The 19,170-nt window shown below is 42.4% G+C and carries 4 protein-coding genes; 3 read left to right on the top strand and 1 reads right to left on the bottom strand.

From position 1 onward, the window contains the following. Positions 1 to 228: 228 nt before the first annotated feature. Genes QFX10_RS06120 through QFX10_RS06130 form a run of 3 tightly spaced genes read left to right on the top strand, consistent with a single transcriptional unit; the run spans position 229 to position 17,536 of the window. Positions 229 to 1,788 carry a glycosyltransferase family 4 protein gene (locus QFX10_RS06120; RefSeq protein WP_280605389.1) on the top strand — a complete coding sequence of 520 codons (1,560 nt, stop codon included), beginning with the start codon at positions 229 to 231 and terminating at the stop codon, positions 1,786 to 1,788. Next, complete coding sequence (locus tag QFX10_RS06125) at positions 1,785 to 3,290, top strand: glycosyltransferase (RefSeq protein WP_280605390.1); 1,506 nt, start codon at positions 1,785 to 1,787, stop codon at positions 3,288 to 3,290. Before QFX10_RS06120 ends, QFX10_RS06125 begins: the two co-directional genes overlap by 4 nt. 8 nt (positions 3,291 to 3,298) lie before the next feature. After that, positions 3,299 to 17,536 (top strand): pectate lyase-like adhesive domain-containing protein, encoded by a 14,238-nt coding sequence (locus QFX10_RS06130; protein WP_280605391.1) that lies wholly within the window; start codon positions 3,299 to 3,301, stop codon positions 17,534 to 17,536. Between the two features lie 56 nt (positions 17,537 to 17,592). Here the strand turns inward: QFX10_RS06130 and QFX10_RS06135 are convergent, their stop codons facing one another. After that, positions 17,593 to 19,056, bottom strand: coding sequence for an APC family permease (locus QFX10_RS06135; RefSeq protein ID WP_280605392.1), 1,464 nt, complete (start codon positions 19,054 to 19,056; stop codon positions 17,593 to 17,595). Between the last annotated feature and the right edge of the window lie 114 nt (positions 19,057 to 19,170).

Genomic DNA, 19,170 nt, shown 5'->3' on the forward strand with positions numbered 1-19,170 from the left:
CATCTCTAAATAAAAAAATTTTGTTTTAGACCCTTATTTTTTACATTCGTGGGTAAGCGGTAACAGTTAGATATGAACTGTACTCAACTAAAGCAAGGAAAGGTCAGATGAATGGGTAGATATATATGTAGCTTTAATTATCTAGTTAATTTAAAAATCATACATCATATAAATAATAAATTATAAAATGAGGGGAAAGCTATATTAAAAATATAGTCAGTCGAGCAGATGATATATTTTATTAATTTTGGGATGCCTGCACATAAGTCTGGGATCGAGCATGCACAATTGAAACGCCTCAAATTATTTGAACACTATAAAGAGCCTTGTTGTCTGATCGTGCGTGATTGGGATCAAACATTACATATGACCGCTCACCAAAGTGGTGTCAAAGATGAACAGTTACTCAGTATGTTCGATCATTTTCAAGAGGCACGTTACGTTGCGCCAAAACAAGTCAGCGTTTGGGATCTTGATTTTGGTCTGAAAAACTTGAGTATCAGTGAACAAGAAGAACAAACACGTTATCTCGTCACGCGCGCTAATGGAAGATTAGTCGCGCGGGTCAACTATAACAAAGCTTTAGCTAAGCAAGTCGTTTCGGTCGAATTATTTGATGGCTACGGCAATCTCTACCGTGTTGATCTGTATGATAGTCGTGGCTTTTGTTCTTTACGTCAGTGGTATACACCAGATAATAAGATCGGAAGTGAAGAGTGGCTGACTCCAACAGGCCGGACGGTCTTGCGGACTTTTTACAAATTTGATTTTCAACATAACTTGATCAAAACAGGATGGATCTTACGCGAAGTAAATCAGAAAGTCCATGTTTTTGATACGTTAGACCAACTCTTCGAGTATTTTTTGAATGTCGTTAATGAAAATGGTGAGAATATTTTTATTTTAGACCGCTCATTATTGGCCGATGGTGCTTTGTTACGCCTTAAGCGGCCAGCATACACTGTCATGCATTTACATAACTCACAAGCTGGAGATGCCCAAGATCCATTGCATTCGATCGTTAATAACAACTATGAATATGCTTTAGCTAACCTTGATCGCTATTCGGCAGTCGTATCAGCGACTGAACGTCAAACTAAAGATGTGATCGCACGGTTTCATCCGCAAACTAAATGCTATACGATCCCAGTTGGGGTCGTGCCTGATGCGACGCTTGACGCACCTCATATTTTAGAAACAGAACGGACCTTTGGGAAGGTGATCGCAGTTGCGCGGATCGCACCTGAAAAACAACTCGATGATCTGATCAAAGCGATCGCACTTGTCAAAAAAGAAGTTCCCGAAGTGACGCTCGACCTTTATGGTTATGCTGATCCAAGTAATAATTATTCTGAAAAGCGAATGTTAGTTGAGTTGATCAGTCGCTTAGGCTTGACTGAAGTTGTGCGTTTTAAAGGCTATACGGCTGATTTAGCGCCAGTCCTAGATCACGCTCAATTATTTGGTCTGACTTCACGGATGGAAGGCTTCAATTTGGCGATCATGGAGGCTTTATCGCATGGAGTTGTAGGTGTGACTTATGATGTCAATTATGGTCCTAATGATATCGTGATAGATCAAGAAAATGGAGCGATCGTTCCGTATGGTGATCATCAAACGTTAGCTACTATGATGATCAAGTTTTTCAAAGATCAAACTAAGTTACAGCAGCTAAGTTTAGGTGCTTATAGTTCGAGTAAGCGGTATTCGAGTGCTAATGTTTGGCAAGCCTGGCAAACATTACTTACAGATGCTAAAAAATACTTTGCTCAGGGGGTGGTTCGATGATCTATCTAACAGGGGAAAATGTTTTTACTTTTAATTCAGGTACAGAATTTTCGCAATTCAAACGTTTGCAAGCTTTTAATGAGCATGGATGGCCAACAAAACTTTTATTGCGTAATTACAATCGAATGTTGGCAAAAGATATTGTGGCCCATGGTTTGGAGAGCGCAAATATTTTGAATATGTATGATTATTTTCAAGAAGCTGTTGGATTGCCTCGCAAAGAACGACCACTTCGTTTGCTCAAAAGTATGGCTTTACAAGATTATCATATCGTTGGGATAGATAATAATAGCTCGGAGTTACGTTATCAAGGACGCTTATTGGGAAAGATCGAAGTCATGCCAGAAACGATCGGACTTATCGGAAGTATTGAATATCTTGATACTTTAGGCCATCCGATGGTCAAAGAATTTTGGGATTGGCGGGGCTTTTTATCATTACTTGAAACATACCATCCGGATGGTTCAGTTGCGACAAAACAATTTTTACGTCCCGATGGTTCAGTCGCACTAGAAGTCACTCATATGAACTTAAATGATCAAATTCGACCAACTAGTTGGAAGTTACTTGATTATCATGGTAAGAATTATTTTTTCGATACAGAAGATCAGTTGTATACGTTTTTTTTAAACGAGATCAATGCTACTGAACCAGGGATCTTTATTTCTGACCGGCGGACGCTCGACCAGTGTGTTGCTAATGTTATTTTAGCCCCTAAAAAATTGGCTTATATCCATAGCGTTCCTTTTGCTGATCTAAAAAGAAAACAACGAGGTATTTTGCCGATCTATCAGACTGCCCTTTTTGATAACAACTTTACACAAGTCGTTTTTCCGACGAAAACCGAAGCTGATGATGTTTGGCAGACACTTGGACTTATGACTAGACCGGTAGCTGCTTTTGATAGTTGGGTCGAAACAGTTTCAAAACCAAAAACACTAACAGCACCAAAAATATTGATCTATGTCGGACGTTTAGCCGAAGATAAAAAGATCATCGAGCTTTTGAAGTGTTTTAAATTGATGTTTGCGAGCGATCAAACTTTAAGATTCAAATTACAAGGATATTTTTCAGATCTTGCATATCAAAAAAAAGTCGAGCAGGCGGTCGTAGAGTTCAAGATCTCTGATGTTGTCACATTTGTGCCTTACGCACCAGAAGTTGAGCTTTATCAAGAGGCCACGCTTTTTTTAAATGCAAGTACAAGTGAAGGTTTGGGGATGAATCTGTTAGAAAGTCTGGCGCATGGAGTACCTGTTGTCAGTTATGCAGTCGAATATACGACAGGAGAACTACTCAAAGATGGTGAAAATAGCGTGATAGTCAGCAATAAAACGCCTAGTTTATTAGCCAAAAAGGCTTTGGCACTTTTGAAGTCAGAAGATGAATATCAAAGATTAGCGTATGGAGCTTTGCAGACGGCTAAACAATATGATAAAGCTGCTTTTATCGCGTCATGGGCGCCACTTGTTCAAGCAGATCACGAAGATTTTGGGGGATAAATAAAAGTATGAAAAAAAAGGAAAATTTATTTAGTGAGGGGAAACTCAAAAAGCGCTATAAAATGTATAAAGCAGGGAAAAGTTGGGTCGTTGCGCCGCTTGTCTTTGCCGCTTTTGGTTTTTTTGAGCTTGGAGTGAGCCCAGTTAAAGCTGATCAAGTCGAGACTAAAACAAAAAATGTCGAAGATATGTCAGTTTATACAGTTAGCGCACCTTTAGGACAACAAGAATTTGTTTTGCCTCAGACTGATACGAGTGAAGCTAAGGAGGCGCGCAACAGAGCTACAAGTGATGAAAAAAATCAAATACAGCCTGATAGTAGTGGTGAAGCGGTCGAACAAGATCCAAGTGATACCACGACAAGTTTAGCTGAAGCGCCAACAAATGATAAAGAAGTAACTTCAAGTACTTCTGGTGTTAAGGAAATGCCTGCCTCAGTTGGGTCTGCTAGCGAGCAACCAGTAGCATCAACAACGAAAAAAGAGAACCTGCTTGTTTCTGAGCCGACTGGATCAGTTAGTTCTACTGCACAAGTAGAGCTTTCACCTGTGCCTAGTCCTAGTGCGACTACTACGCCAACATCTGAGAATACTTTAGCACGGGCTCAGGTCGTTTCACAAAAAGAAACGCGCTCAGCTGAGGCGGCTACTTTTAGTCAAGCAGATAGCGTTATGCCCAAAAGTTTAGCTGATCAAGAGTTAACAAAAGACGTGACTAAAGTTGAAGCAGAGCAACTTCAGCGAATTAGAACAGTCAGCTTATTAGCTAAGGAAAAAGAGGTCGTAGCAAGTGCCAGTTTTGTCGACGCAAATGCACAAGCAGAAGTTACGCCTTCAGCAGATCTTCTCGGAGAAAATGGCTCTCAGCTAGTTACGGTCGCAGATGTTACGACAGCTGAAGAATTCCAAAAAGCGTTAGGGAGTAATGGGATCAAAACGATCAATTTACAAGCTGACATCGATTATGGGGCTAAATACTCAGGTACACAGTGGTTTGACCAGATCCGCGACCTAACGATCAATGGTAATGGGCATCAGATCGATTTTAACGATGCACATATCGTTTTTTATACGAAAAGTTCTCAGGCGATGGATCTCACGCTAAATGATCTGACGCTCTATGCTTATTGGGGATGGGGAGCTTTTTCGATCAATTCTAAAAGTGGCGCTAGTTATTTAGATGAAGGTGTCAAACAAACGATCAAGTTCAATAATGTCAATTACTATGGATCACAAACCGTTAATACGAAAACAGCCACCGTTGTGTTAGCGGGAAAAAGTACTTTTGTGTCAGGGCCTAATTATACTTCAAAATTTAGAAACGATGTGGCTGTGCAACCATATCAGCAAAATTTTGAGCTTTCAGCACTAGAAATTGAGCCGAATGCTCAGATAACGCTCCAAACAGATCGTGGTGGTAATATTTATATCAATAATAATGGTACGCCACATTTTACGGTTGGTAAAAATGCAACAGTCAACATCATTCAAACTAATGACGGGACTAAAAGTCAAGGTGAAAAATCATCTGCGTTGATCTATACAAGAGGGGCAGTGACCTTTGATGAAGGTTCAACAGTCAACATCGATATCAAAAATGCAGATCGCTACCGGAGAAACACTGATAGTGTGATCTATATCAACAACGGTTCGTTAACGCTCAAAAAAGGAGCGGTAGTGACCGTTGGAAAAAATTCCGACGGTGATCTCCAAAGAACATTGATCTATTTGAACGGAGCCGATAGTAAGATCGTTTTAGCTGAAAATGCCCAATTAAAACTCACTAATGAAAAGGGACTTAAAACGACAAATGATATCTATATGTATAATGGTGGCGTGATCCGGATCAATGGTAAAGGGGCTAAGTTAGATATCAAAAATAGCGGTGATACAGACTACGGTAACGTTTATATTGGCGGAGCAGGTAACGTTTTTGTCAACGATGGTGGAACTTTGAGCATCCAAAACAAAGCTGAAAAAGAAAATACGTTGCTATATACGTACGGAAGTGCAACACTTTCTTTTGGTAAAGGTGCTAATGTAGAGCTAAAAGGTAGTGGTGCTGGCAAAACGACTTTGATAACAGCAGCCTCTAATTCAAAGATAAGTCTTTATCGGCCAGACGATGTGACATTTGATAATACTTCAGCTGGTTTAGCGTCTAAATTATTTGACTTTTCAGGTGAACTCAAAGCTGATTTTGTTACGATCCAGTCAGATCCGACTGGGGTTAAAGTTGGACCATTTAAGGAAGCGAGTTATTTGCTTGATAAAGCAGGAACTTCCAACTCTACTACTGCAAATGTCATTGGTTTGGATCAGGCAGTCACTTTGGCAGGCAAAAATTTAGCTAACAAGCTTGGACAAGCAAGATTCTTGCAGTATAGTACAGACGGAATGCAAAATACTTTGACGTTGGCAGATGCTGATAAGATAACGCCCAAAACGACTCGTCTCAGTGGGACGACTAGCCCAGATGCCTATGTGACTGTAAATTATTACGAAGATGGCCAATTGGAGCAAATTCCAGAGCTAAATTATAGTCTGACGGCGCCGACTGAAACGACTCCTGATTATTTAGTCAGAGCCGATAAGCAGGGCGCTTGGGTAATCGAGCTACCCGTTAGTTTAGCTGCAGATAAGATCTTAGTTGCAAGTTCGATACATAATTTGACCCCTGCTTATAAGACTGCATTTGTTGCTGGGTCTAAAGTTGCAGTCGACTCGTTAGCAGCTAAAGCAGTTGGCATTGCTGCTGTAGTTGAACATGCTGCAAGTCAAGCTCAAGCAGTAACGCTAAAAGCAAGTGATGTACAAGGAAGTAAAGATCGAGCAACAAGTGTTGCAACCCAAGCGAACGCTTATCAAAGCTTAGCGACGGCTGAACTTATGGCAGGCTCAAAGGCAGCTAGTTACGCCACTGCAGCATTACAAGCTTCTTTAACTGCTAGTGATGCTCAGAGCGCAAACGATCAAAATGTAATGCAAAGTGCTGCAAGCGCCCAGACGTCTTATGCCGAGCTGGCAACTTCTGAAGTGGGCAATGCAACGATAGCAAGTGCCAATGCTAAGCGAGCTTTGAAAAAAGTCGAAGATAACTTAAGTGCCCTTCAAAGTAATGCTACGACTTTTATTAAAGTAAATAGTTCCCTCATAAATTCAAACATTAGCAAAATAGTAGCAGGCATAAATAGGGATAATGCAACTTTGCAAAATGCTCAAATAAAAGCTGGTCCTAAAAAACAAGAGATCAGTAACGCTGCTGAGGCATTAAATTCAGCAGCTAAAGTATTGCAAGAGATCGCAAGGACTGACTCCACTTTCAAAGATGAGGCTCAAACGAAAGCAAGTCAATATACATCTGAAGCGACGACTTTGTTACATGAACTTACAGCAAACGGGTCGTTAGAAGATCTAAGACTAGTTTCAGATGCTTATGATCAAACTTTGAGTGCTGCTAGTGAGCAGGCAAGTGATTTTTCCAAAGCACTTAGCTACTATGCTAATGGTGAATTGAGCTCAGCTGCGCAAAGTATCGCTCAGGCCGATAGTGCAGGGATAACTGAAAAAGTTCAAGCATTAAAGCAACATTTTGAAGCGTTAAATGAATACATGACAGGGCGTTTTCCTAAACAGGTGGCAGCGCTAGATAGTTTAACTGCTCGGGCTAATGTTGCAAGTGCCACTGCCTATATCGAGACAACGGCTTTGCAGAGCAAAGAACAGCAAGCAAAAATTGCCCAGCTTTTTAAAGCAGTCATCGCTGATAAAGCAGCACTTCAAGCTACAAACGCCGAGCTTGTTAGCTTACAGGAAAAATTGACTAAATTTACAGATGGATATCCAGATGATGAAAAATTGACGAGTGTAGCAACTGCTTTGAATAGTGTTGCTTCCCAGTTTGCCCAAGCTAAAGCACAAATGGATACGGCAGAAAGTCAAGCAAGCCAAGCAACGACGGAAGCTACTAAAAGTTTAAAAAATACTGAAAGTACTAAAAAGATCTTTGATATGCAAGTTCAAACTGATGCTAAGACAGCGGCTGAGCAACTGCCTGGATTTATGGTCACTTATTCAAATGAAATGAAAAGCGCACTGAGTTTAGCTGAGCTTGCTGGTAGCTTAGCTAAAAGAGCAAGTACAGCTGCTTTAATAACACTTGGATCAGCTAAAATGGCACTGCAAGAAGCAACTAAAATTTTCACAGAAAATAAGACTAAAGAAATCGCCGAACAGAAAAAAGCTGTTATGCAAGCTGTTACTGAAGTTGCAAATACTCAAAATGAAGTGACTCCCCAAGTTACTGCAGTAACTAGTCAGGCTGAGCAGACTCAGACCCAAGTTGACTCTGCCAAGACGACTTTAACGCAGATCAATGAGATGACAAAAGAACATTTAGCTTTGCCAGAAGTCGCTAGTGAAGTAGCTAAAGCTCAAAGTACAGCTCAAGTTGTTTCAAGGGCAGCCGACCGTTTGGCAGAGTCAGCTCGTGCTGCTATAACAGCGCAAAGTAATGTTGCCACTATGGGATCTGAAGCAAGACAAGCAAGTGCTTCTGTAGATAATGCTTTGAGTTTAGCGCAAAGTGCAGCGACACAAGCTAGAAGCCTAGCGTCTCAAACTGCGATGCAAGTAGCGCTAGATTCCGAAGCAAGTATTGCGAGCCAAGCTCAGGTAACAGCGCATGAAGCAGTGCTATCAGCGCAAAGCAGTGCTAACAAAGCAGAAGATGTTTTGACAAGTTTAGCGACTTTAAAACTGCAAACAGGAAATCTTGCTGCTCAAATCAAACGAGCGGTTACTGAACTGGCTTTAAATAAGCAAAAGATCCAACGTGCGCTGGATCTAGCCGCTGCTAGAAGTTATGCCCAACTTGCAAGTACAGCTGCGAGTCAGGCCCAAGTTACTGAAACAACAGCCGAAAGCGAACTTGAGCGAGCTCGTTTAGCTCAAAGTCAAGCCACTAGTTCAGCTACAGAAGTAAATGCTCTGGCAGGACAAACAAAAGAACTGCTCGCAAAAGTAGCTACGATCGCTACAAAATTGAGCGAATTAACGGCGCCCCATGTTGATAACACAGGGTTTATGCACGAAGTTGCCCAGGCTTCAAATGCCACTGCCAAAGCAAGTCTGGCTGATCTGACAATTAGTCAAGCGACCACGCTTGCTTCAAGTGCTGCCAGTGATGCTTCAAGTGCTTACCAAGCCGCAAGTACTGCGAAAAAGACTGTCAGCTTAGAAGCAAGTACTGCTTCAAGTGCAGCTAAAGAAGCTACAAGTTATGCTGTCGTAGGAGATAAAGACCACGCTTCGAGTGCAGCCAGTGTTGCAAGTCAAGCAAAAAGTCGGGCCACAAGTGCTGACCAGACCGTCAGTCAAGCAACTAAGCAAGCACAAGCAGCAGAAAAGCTCGCTTCACAAGCCGCTCAAAGAGCTCTGGATGCTAAAATGCAAGCAAGTGAAGCCTTGGCCAAGATCGAAACTGCTGATAGCAATGCTTTAGCGTATTTAGCAGCTGGATCATATGCTACTAAGGCTCGACAAGCTTTTGAAAATACAAGGACAGCTGCAGTTCAGATCAATGAGCAGGCGACTCAAGTTGGACAGATGTTTACTAAAACAAATGAACTTTTGGATGCAGCTACCGAAAACGTTGCCCAAACTGAGATGAAAACACCGCAGATCTTAGCTTTGGCTAAAACAGCTAGTGATCTAGCCGCTAAATATCCAGCTGTCGAAGGACTGATGACGGAGGGTACCAAGGCGTCAAGTGCAGCTATGCAAGCTAGTGTTGCTACCAGCGCAGCTCAAGCCTTAACAGCACAGATCCAAACTTTGAAACAAGCAAATGCAAAACATGAGCAAGTCGCTAGCAAAGCCCAACAAATAGCTAGTTTAGCAGTAAGTGCGGCAAGTAGTGCTAATAGTGTAGCTACAAGTCAAGCTAAACTAGGCGCAGTCCTAGAGACTAAGAGCGCCGCCAAAGAAGCTACTAGCGCATCGGAACAAGCAAATGAGATCAACCAAAAAGTTAGTGCAGAAGTCGAGCAGACCCGTAATAGTCAAGTTGCTGCGGATAGTCTAGCTAAAGAAGCTATGACTTATGCGAGCGAGGCAAGTACGTTGTTATTACTGGCTGATTCAGTAGCTTCGCAAGCTGAGCGCTATGTGACTGCTTTAAACCAAGCTAAAGTAGCTGAAGAAGCGGCAACTAAAGTAAATACTGTTAAAGCAAATGTCGAAAAATATTTGCATCAGGCAAGTGAAGCAAACAGTACGGCTCAAGTGCTCACACAAACTGCTAAAGCTAAGAAAGAAACAGCAACCGAGGAGACTGCTCGTTTAGCGAGTCTAGTAGCCGAATTGACGCAAATGGCAAGTGAAAATCCGCAAAATAGCGGAGTCGCTACAATTTTAAAAAAAGCAACGAGTCTTGCAAGTACGGCTAGTGTAGCTGTGAACCAAGTCAACGATCTCGCGACGACTGCAGTAAGTGCTGTTGCCGAAGCAATGGCCAAATATCCTGAAGTTCTAGCGCAAGAAAACTTGAGCAACAGTGAAGCTAGCGAAGCAACTAGTGTCGCAAGTGCTGCTCAAAGTTTCGCCCTCAAGGCAGCTAAAGAAGAGACTGACAGTTTAGTGACAGTAGCTAGTGAGGTCGCTACCAAAGCTGAGCTTACTGAACAGACAGCTGCTAGTGCTGCTGATAAAGCAACTAGTGCAGCTGAACTTACCGCAACGACTGTGGAAAAAATGAAAGTTCCTCAAGCAATGTTAGTCCAAGTTTTAAATAAGTTACAAAATGCTAAAACACAAGCTCAGCAGTATTTAGAAGCCGAAAAATATGGTTTAGCTGCTCTTTTGGCTAAAGAAGCTACATTGCAGGCTAGTCAAGCTGTTGATTCCGCCAAAGGGGAAGTAGAACAGGTTGCTAGTGATACAAGTACAGTTGCAAAAAAGGCACAAGCTCAGGCAGAGCGCAGCACGGGCGCTGAAACTATGCTAACTTCATTAGCTGAGCAGATCGCAAGTTTAGCAAGTAAATATCCGACTAATGCTGACCTAGAGGTTTTGAACGAGCGTGCGGTAAAGACTAGTGAACAAGCAACCGAGGCTATAAGTGAAGCTGTGAGTGTAGCGGCGGTAGCATCTAGTGCAGCCAGTGCTACTAGTGTAAATTATCAAGCTGTTCGTAACACGCAATTACTCGCAAGTGCAGCCTTAAGTGAGGCCACGAGTGCAACGGTCGCAGCGCAAAGTTTTGCTTCTTTAGGGGATGTGACTAAAGTTTCTAGTGCGGCGAGTGTCGCAAGTGTTGCCGCTAAAAAAGCCACTAGTGCACAACAAACTGCGCTAGAAAATAAAACAAAGGCAAGTCAAGCTGCTGTTTCAGCGACTGAAGCAACAACAACGGCCCAACAAAAACAAAGTCTAGTCGCTAATGCTGTTTTTGAATTACAAGAGCTAGCCAGCCAAGCAAAACGTTATGCTAACGCTCTAGCACAGGCGGAGCTGGCCGCCTCAGAGGCTGATCGCGCTGATACTGCTAAAAACAATGCAACTGAGCAAGCTGAACAAACAAGCGAAGCGAGCGCAACGATTGCTAGTTTAGCTGGGCAAGCACAAGCCAAGGCAACTATCGTTCAAAGTTTAGCAACAAAAGCAGAACCGCTCGTGGCTAAGATCGCCAGTTTAGCGGACAAATATCCAACGATATCACAATTAGCTAGCGTTTCAAAAGCAGCTACAGATGCTAAAAAAGGACTTGAAACAAATGCAACTGAAGCAACTAGTGCAGCAAGTGAAGCTTCAAATAATGCCAAAGAAGTTGTTTCCATGGTCGCACTTGCTGATACGGCTAAAGAACAAGCAGATCTAGCTGCAAGCAATGCCGAAAAAGCCTTTAGTCAGGCAACTAGTTATGCTGTTTTAGGCGCTGAGAGCCAAGCCACAAGTGCTGCTAAAAGTGCGAGTGAAGCTGCCACACAAGCAGAGCAAGCTAAAGCTAAAATTACAACTGTTTTAGGAAAAGCCTTACCAAAACTAAAACAAACATCTGAAGCTGCGAAAATAGTTGAGCAAAAGCAAAGCCAAGCTGAAACGACGCTCCAAAAATTAGCAGAGCTTGCTCAGGACGCTGAACGATACGCGAATGCATTCTCACAAGCAGAGCAAGCTGAACTTTTAGCTAAAAAAGCCACAAGTTCTAAGGAAGACGTAACAAAGGCAGCAACGCAAATAAATGGATCAGTTGAGCAAACAGCAGCTGTCCTCCCTGCGACAGACAGTGCAGCTACTAAGACAAATGATTTGGGAACGGATGCAACGAAATTGGCAACTTTGATCACTTCATTAGCGCAAAAAGATCCTGCTGTCTTTGATTCATTGGCGGTACCAAGAAAAAACTCAGAAGCTAAGGCCAAAGCAAATAGTGCAGTCAGTGAAGCCACAAGTGCTTTAGCTCAAGCTCAAAGTGCTGCTAGTGTAGCTAGTGATGAGTATGACAAAGCACGTCAAGCAGAAGACAAGGTGAGTTTAGCGGCTAGTGAAGCTACAAGTGCTGCCACTTTAGCACAAAGCTATGCCGTTTTAGGCGATGCAAATAATGCCACAAGCGCAGCTATGAAAGCAAGTTTAGCTTTTGCTGTGGCCAATGAAGCTAAAAAAGAGGCTACGACTGCTTTAGCTCAAGCCACTCAAGCTCAAAAAGAGGCCACTCGCGCAAATTCTCAAGCCATAGCAGCTCAAGCTAAAGCTACAGAGGCTGTAACTGAGTTAAATAGACTAAAAGAACTCACAACGCGATATGTTAATGCTTTAGCTCAAGCCACTCAAGCTGAGAAAACGCGGGGGAAAGTCCAAGAGTTCAGTGACGAGCTTAAGCCATTTGTAAGTCAAGCTAGTGTTGCAGCTCAGGAAGCTTTAGCTTTAGCTACGAGCGCAAGTAGTGGAGATGCAATAGCTAATGCAGGCGTTAAAGCGCCAGAACTAGTAAACATGCTGACAACTCTTGCAAGTGAACATCCAGATATTTCTGAGCTTGCAAAATTAAGTGAGCAAGCGCAAACGGCAAAAACACAATTCGATACAGAGCTTGCAACGACGCGGTCTGCTGCTAGCGAAGCGACTACTTTTGCAAGTTTAGCTACGACAAAATATTTGGCAGTTAGTGCGGCTGATTCGTTAGTAGATCTAAGTGTCAATGAAGTCAATAGTACTGCTAGTGCCGCTAAAAGTTATGCTTTAGCTGGCGCTGAGAGCCAAGCTGCAAGTTCAGCGCATTTGGCTAGTCTGAGCGCAGCAAAAATAAATGATGTTTATTCTAATGCTTCAAATGCGGCCAAAGAAGCTAAACTCCAATTTGAGCAGAGTTCACAAGCTGAACAAGCAGGAAAAACGAGTGCAACCAAAGCCCGTTCAATGCTTGAAAAACTAAATGATCTTTTGAAGACAGCTAAGCTTTATGTAAAAGCTGATGAACAAGCCAATCTAGCTGAAAAGACAGGGTTGGCGCTTAAAGCGACAAAGATGCAAGTTGATAGTGATGTTGCAAAAGTAAGTATGTCAGCAAGTGCAGCCCAAGCTTTGGCGAAGAATGCAGATGCAAACGCTCAACAAATTGCTCATTTGAAAGCTGAAGCGACCGAATTGACAAAAGCCCTTGGCGAACTTGCAAATAACGTAGCAATACCAAAACTTGAAGAATTAGCTAAACAAGCTCTGACAACTCAAAAACAAGTTGTTGAAGTAGCAAATAGGGCGGATAAGTTAGCAACGAAAGCGACAAATACAGCTAGTGATGTCATGCAAGCATTGAAAACTACGAGTGAAGTTGCGGCAACAGTCACCTCTCTTGGAGCGAAAGCCACTCATTTGGCAAGTACCGCAAGAAGTTATGCTGTGCTAGGTGATGTTGCCAAAGCAACTAGTGTCGCGCAAGCTTTGCTTGAACTTTCAGCTGAAGCCGATGAATTAAAAGAACAAAATAAAGCAACACCGAGTCAAGCTGAGAATAGAGCAAAGGAACTTTCAGAGGACGTAAAAAAGGTGGTTGAGCAACACGATCAAGCTAGTTTAGCAGTTACACAGTTAGCTAAATTAAAAGAACAAGCTAAACATTATGTTCAAGCTGCTCTTTATGCCTCAAGTGCCCAAGAAGAAGTCAAAACAGCAGTTGGGCTAAAAGATAAGCTAGCTAGTTATGCTACGCAAGCTAGTGAAGCGGTCAGTGATGTTTTGAATTTAGCTCCAAAAGCTTCAAGTGCTGCAAAAAAAGCACAAAATTTAGCTTCTAAAGTAAATGAATTAGTGGCACAGATCACTTTATTAGCAACTGACCCTGATAATGAGAAGTTGACTGCTAGCGCTCAACAAGCAAAAGAACTGCAAAAGCTCGCCCAAGGAGCTCTTAGTGAAGCGCTGAGTGCTGCAGAGGTCGCACAAAATAGCGCGCATGAAACGAGTGCACAGTACGCGCTTATCAGTGAGGCTGATCTGTTGGCTAAACAAGCTGTAGCTAAAGCTCAAAGTGGTGCTGATCTAGCTAAGAGTTACGCCGCTTTAGGAAACGATAGTCAAGCTTTAAGTGTTACTACAAGTGTCAAGAAAGCTGGGGCTAAGGTTAGTGCAGCTGAAGCAAAAGCTAGACCGAGCGTAAGTCAAGTTATGCAAAATAAGCAGGCAGTTGCAAAAGAAACTCGCAAAGTTTTACAAAAAGAACAACAAGTAGATTCGGTCGTAACGCAACTAGCTAAATTACTAAGTGACGTCACGCACTATAACCAGGCTAAGATGCAAGCGCAGAGTTTAGCCGAGCTAGCTAAGTTACAGGCTGCTAAACTTTTAAACACGGATCATACGAGCCAGGCTTATAAAGCAGCCCTTGCAGCGACTTCATTAGCTTCCAATACAGCCCTAGTGGCTGAACAGGCCCAAACAAGTAGCGCGCAAGTTCCAACGCTCTTAGCCCAGATCACCTCTTTAGCTGAACAGAAACCAGCTGATCAAAAATTAGCAGAATTTGTCACAAAAGCAAATGAAGCAAAACTTGCAGTAACTTCAGCTTTGCAAGCGATCAACGATGCTAACACGACAACTACGCATTTAGCAAGTGAAGCAGAAAAAAATTATCAAGCCACGAGTCAGGCTGAACAAGATGTTCGAAAGATTGGAGCTCAAGTAACTAGTGGAGCGAGTGAGGCTCAAAGTTATGCTTTGGCGGGGGATCTAGCTCAAGTGAAAAATGTGGCTAAAGAAGTTGATTTAGCGACGAGCCAAGCTGAACTAGCTAGTCAAACAGCTAAAGAAGCTGCTACAAAAGCACAGCAAAATGCTACAGACGCTTTAACGGTAGCTGAAGTAGGGCAAGCACAAATGGTGCAGTTGGAACAAGCATTAGCTAAGTTAAATGAACTAAAAGCGAATTTAGCAGACTATGTCAAAGCACGTGAGCTCGCTAAAGGAGCTAAAGAAATGGCTACAAACGCACAACAAGCTCATGTAAAAAGTACAGAACAAGTGGCTCAGAGCGCTAAAGAAGTCGCGAAGATCCAAGCTTTAGGTGCGATGGCAAACGAGCTAGATACTAAAGTCAAAGCAGAGCTCAGCCAAGTTCCTGTACTAGTAGAGGCGGTCACATCAGCTGCGCAAGTTTATCCAGAAGCAGTCGAACTTGCTGATCTAAGCCAAGAAGCGTTGAGCTTACAAGCAAGTGGAGCTGTGCTTGCAAGCGAAGTTGCTGAGAGCAAAACTTTTGCGTCAGCTTTAGATGAGGAGGTTCAAAAACTACATCGCTCCGCCCAAACAGAGCTAAAACTTGCAAGTGAAGCTACAAGCGAAGCAGTAAGCACAGCTGATGTTGTCCAAAATCATGCTTTGACAGGAACACTGGCTCAAGTGCTAAGTGCGGCTGAACATACTAGTGAAGCAACAATTAAAGCAAGTGACGCTGAAGAAAACACACGTGCGCTCGTAGAGGCTGTTGACCACAAAGGAGATATGGCAGAGTCCCTAGCAAAAGAAGCACAGGCAAAAAAAGTTGAGTTAGAGCAACTTTTAGCGAAATTATCGCAACTGGGCACAAAAGCAAAACAACTTTTAGACCAAGCAAAACATACTGTGCAAGAAAAAGTCGTTGCAGAAAAGCTCAAAGCTACTAAAGGCGAGCTGGCTAACTATCTTAAATTGGCGAGTGAAGCAGTGGTAAAAGCCCAAGACAAAGCAACACAAGCTAAGCACGCTGCTACTAAAGTCAAAGAGCTCGATCCTCGTTTGCTTTCAGTAGTCGAAGATATCTCAGCGCTTGCGAAAATAGCGCCAACTAATGATGGTTTACAACACTTAAAGGCGTTGGCACAAACGATAAAATCTGATACCTTTGAAGTTCCTAAAGAAGCAGAGTTGACTGCCACAGAGGCGTCTGTTCTAGCTGAAGCTACGAAAAAAGCTTATCAAGCTGTGCGTGAGGCTAACTTACGCGTAGAGTTAGCTCCAAATGATCCCCAAAAAGCTTTTGAGGCGCTAGAAAAAGTAAAAGCTCTAACGCCGAAAGTAGTTGAACAAGCTACCAAGGCTTTACAAAAAGCGCAAAGTACACAAGCCAAACGAGATTTATTTGAACAAACTTTAGCACAGTTAGAAGGCATGAAAGCTCAAGCTGAGCGTTATGCACAGGCAGAAGCCAAAGCGCACGAGATCGAGGCGACAGCACTTGAAATCAAAAATCTGGCGAGCGCTAGTTATGCTAGCCAAGCAAGTAGTGCAGCTAGTGTAGCTAAAGCTGCAACTGCTCAAACCGTCACTTTAGCTTCGCAAATAAAAGCTTTGTTAAAAGAGCTCAAAGAAAACCCGACGGAGCTGATGCAAGTCGTTACACAGTTGACTACGAAAGCTAGTCTAGTTGATTTAGAAGCGACTAAAGACCTTGCAGCTGTGACTCAAGCGCTGTCAGACTTTGCCCAAGTTAAAACTACGGCTACTAATGTTGCTAAAGAAGCAGTGCGTGCGGCCAAAACAGGCGCGTTAGAAGCAGTTACGAGTTTGGCCACTGTCGTCAGTGAAGTCGCGCAAAAGAGCGCGCGAGCCCAACAAACAGCTCAGACTAAAGCCGAAATGGCCGGCAAGGCAGCTAAAAATGCGCAGGCGCTCGTGAGTGAGATGACTAAATATTTAGAGCAAGTCAAAGATAAGTTGGCAACTCAAACCCAAGCTAAAGAAAATGAGAAAAAAACGAGTTTAGCAGATCAATTCCAAAGAAAAGCGCAAGAATTAGCGGATCTTTCACGCACAGTCACAAGTTATGCTAAAGATCTGAGCCTGATCTTAAGTGAAGCTGATGTCTTTGCTTTAAAGGCCCAAAAGAGTGCTAAGCAAACGCGTGAGGCAATGGCGTTAGCTGCGAGCTTGTTTACTTCAATGGCTCAAAGCAAAGTGAGTTCTTTAGCTGAAAAACAAGCTCAAAGTATTGCTTCGACAGCCAAATTGACTTTTAAAGAGTTTAGACTTGCACAACAACAAGTAACAGTTGTTGCTGATGAGCATCGTTTAGGCGTTACGACGCTTGGAGTGCTTGAGCAAACATTAAAAGAGGTCGATGCTGAAGCTAAAAATGATGTAAGTAAGGCCTTTGAACTCACTAAAGTAATAGAGCGAGCGCTTGCAAAAGCACGCAAAGCTCAATTTGAACTTCAAAATATTTTGGCTAAAGCTAAAGAAGCTAAACAAAATGTTGTAGCTCATGCGCAAAGTGCAGCTGAATATGAACAACAGACGCTTGCGCTCTTAACTTTGCTGAAAAATAAAGCTAAAACTTCAGCTGAGTTGCCTACCGAAAAACAAAACCAAAAAGAAACTTTAACGTCTGATGTTCCTAACAGTTCAGAAGAAAAGACGCTTAAAAAAGAATCGACTAAACAGTCACCGTTAGTTTTAGCGCAAAGCCCAACTAAAGAAGAGGTAGCTAAACGACCACAAACTAGTGAAGTTGAAACTCGGCCAGTTGTTCTAGTAAAGGAGTCAATTAAAAAAGAACTAGCTGAAGTGGTCAAACGACCGCAAACTAATGAAACTAGAAAGCAGCCAGTCGCTTTAGGAAAGAGACCAGTTCAGGAAAAACTAGGTAAAGTAGCTGAATTACCACAAACTGGTGAAACTAAAGCTCAAGCGACTCCGCTATCAGGACTAGGTGTGCTCAGTGCAAGTTTATTAGGACTTTTAGGTTTAGGTAAAAAACGTAGAAAAGAAAAATAAGGGATGCAAAAAGGCTAGACTGCCACTTTAGGCGGTCTAGCCTTTTTATTTAAAGATCAATTTTGTTTCCGAGCTTTTAATTTAAGTTCTAATTTACGCAAGAAAGGTAAGATCACACCCATGCCAAAGATCAAGAAGACAAAGAAGAAGTTCATCATCAATTCATGTCCAAATTGTTTTGTTCCAAAGTGAGCGTTTTGTGGAATAAAGCCCATCGTAGCACAAACAAACGTAAATAAGAAACACCAGAACCCAACTAGCAAAGCGCCTGTCCGATTTTTGATGAAGATATAATCAGACGAGAATTTGTCTTGTTGCCAGCGAACTGCGATGAAAGCCACAAAGACTAAACATGTCTTGTACGGCGAAACGATCCCATTTAAATTCAACAACCAGTTATAGATCGAGTTGATATCTGGTAAAGTCCCACTCAAAAGTAACAAGACTAGTGCGATCCCAGCTGTCAAAGTATAGCTATGTACAGGACGACCGTTTTTATTTTTCTTTGTGAGCCAAGAAGGCATATATTTTTGATTGACATCGCCTGCAAAGACCCGACTAGCCGCATCGATCAAAACTGCTAACTGAGCTAACATGAAAAATGATTGGACGACGGCAAAGACGTACATCAAGCTGTTGCCCCAGCCGAGTTGTTGGCCTAGTAATTTGAAAGCATAGTAAGGACCATTCATCTTGAAGTCATTTGGGATATTGTTAGCGTCAAAGAAGACAGCTAAAGCTAAAGTCCCAAAGATCGTCAAAGCCCCAGTCATGATTGCTAAAAGCCACATTGAACGGGGAAATTCGACTTTAGGGTTTTTCATGCGACTGATGTAAGGAGCAGCTAGTTCAGCCCCAGACATCGCAAAGATCAAAAGTCCAGTCGTTGAAAAATAATGCAAGCTGAAGTTTGGTTTGAAAGCACTCAAATTGAACGGTTGCGTAGCGATATGCGCTCCGTGTGTCAAAGCATAACCAGTCATCAAAACAAAGAGCATCGACATGACAAACATTGCGCCCCCACCGATCAAAGATAAGATCTCAAGCGCATTTTTGAAGACATTTTCCAAAAGAATAAAGGCTAAAATGATCACAAATGTCAAAAGTCCAAAAGTAAAAGTCGACATATGGCTACTCAAAGTTGCATCACCCAAAATGATCCAACTAAAGGAAACGATGATCGAGTTAGAAACGTCAACGAGATATGGGATCGTTTGGACCCAATACATCCATGAAGTCGCATAACCAAATAAGTCGCTCCCAGTTCCGCGCCGGATCCAAGAAGCAAGACCTCCGGCTTGTTGATCAAACGTCAATCCCAATTGGCTAACGATCAATTCATATGGAATAACGTAGACAAAAAGCATAAAGATCCACGAAACGACAACAGAAAGACCTTGGTTTTGGAAAGGATAAAAAATATTCTCAAAACTGATGATCGTTACAAAGTCAAGTAACGTCAAAACGATCCAAGGTGTATATTTTTTCTTTTCAAGTGAATTTGGGTTTAAAGTATTCATTTTTGATTCTCCTTAGTGTAGTGCAAAATTCTTAGTTATTTTGCACGTGCCCAGGATGTTTGTTTGAATGCACGAAAATTCCACGCTATGCGATGCAAAAAAAGACATAGTTTC

Origin of the sequence: Ligilactobacillus faecis (assembly GCF_029889745.1) — a bacterium.
In the GTDB taxonomy this organism is placed as follows: domain Bacteria; phylum Bacillota; class Bacilli; order Lactobacillales; family Lactobacillaceae; genus Ligilactobacillus; species Ligilactobacillus faecis.